At 73.3% G+C, this 1,382-nt stretch carries 1 protein-coding gene; it reads right to left on the reverse strand.

The genetic code is table 11. The annotated features are described in order from the left end of the window. Positions 1-1,323: L-aspartate oxidase (locus E1293_RS46975; RefSeq protein WP_243717595.1), on the reverse strand; the 1,323-nt coding region annotated here is incomplete at its 3' end. Positions 1,324-1,382 lie beyond the last annotated feature (59 nt).

Consider the following 1,382-nt stretch of genomic DNA (forward strand, 5'->3'; position numbering starts at 1 on the left):
CGACAACCCGCCCCCACCGGCAAGCACACGGCTGACGCCGTCGTGCTCGCTGGGTATCGCTGGTGCGCTGCTGGACGATCCGGCGGTGCTGACGCGGAGGGCGGTGGCTATTCGAGTGGCGTAGACGAGGCCCTCTAGCAGGGAGTTGGACGCGAGGCGGTTGGCGCCGTGGACGCCCGTCCAGGCGACTTCACCGCATGCGTACAGACCCGCGACGGACGTCCGCCCGTAAAGGTCCGTGCGGACGCCGCCGCTGGCGTAGTGGGCGGCGGGGACGACCGGGATCGGCTCGGTCGCCGGGTCGATGCCGTGGTGCCTGCACGCGGCCGAGATGGTCGGGAACCGGCTCTCCCAGGTGGCCGCGCCGAGGTGGCGGCCGTCAAGGAGCATGTGGGACGCGCCGGTCTCGTGCATCCGGTTCGTGATTCCCTTGGTGACGACATCGCGCGGGGCGAGTTCGGCAAGTTCGTGGCGTCCGACCATGAAGCGCTCGCCGCCGTGGTCGACGAGGTGGACGCCCTCCCCTCGGACGGCCTCGGAGATCAGCGGCTGCTGCCCGGTCGCGCCCTCGCCGAGCCACAGCACCGTCGGGTGGAACTGGACGAACTCCAGGTCGGTGACCTCGGCCCCGGCGCGCAGTGCGAGCGCGACGCCGTCGCCCGTCGAGACTTCGGGGTTCGTCGTGGCGGAGAAGACCTGGCCGAGCCCGCCGGTGGCGAGCACGACGGCGCGGGCGCGGACGGCACCGACGCCGCCCGGCTGGCCCTCGCCCATGACGTGCAGGGTGATCCCGGCGGCGCGTCCACCGGCGTCCTTCAGCAGGTCGAGCACCAGCGCGTGCTCGATCACCTCGACGCCGGAGTCCTTGAGCGCGGCGAGGAGAGCGCGGCTGATCTCGGCGCCGGTGGCGTCGCCGCCGGCGTGCGCGATGCGGGAACGGTGGTGGCCGCCCTCGCGGGTGAGGGCGAGGTCGCCGCCGGCGCGGTCGAACGCGGCGCCGAGCCCGATCAGCCCGCGGACGGCGTCCGGGCCCTCGGTGACGAGCACCCGGACGGCGTCCTCGTCGCACAGCCCGACACCGGCGGTCAGGGTGTCGGCGAGATGCTCCTCAGGCGTGTCGTCGGCGGCGAGCGCGGCGGCGATGCCGCCCTGCGCCCAGCGGGTGGAGCCGGCGTCCAGGAGGGCCTTGGTCACGAGCAGAACCCGCCCGTGCGGACGGCAGCGCAGCGCGGCGACGAGGCCCGCGATACCGGATCCGACGACGACGACGTCAGTGTCTCTGGTCCAGCCGGGCGCGGGTGCGTGGAGAACGGAAGGGATCACGAGCCCTCCTCCAGGGTCGGTTCTCGTCATTATGACCCTAACCCCGGACCACTCGACCC

Source organism: Actinomadura darangshiensis, assembly GCF_004349235.1.
In the GTDB taxonomy this organism is placed as follows: Bacteria; Actinomycetota; Actinomycetes; order Streptosporangiales; family Streptosporangiaceae; genus Spirillospora; species Spirillospora darangshiensis.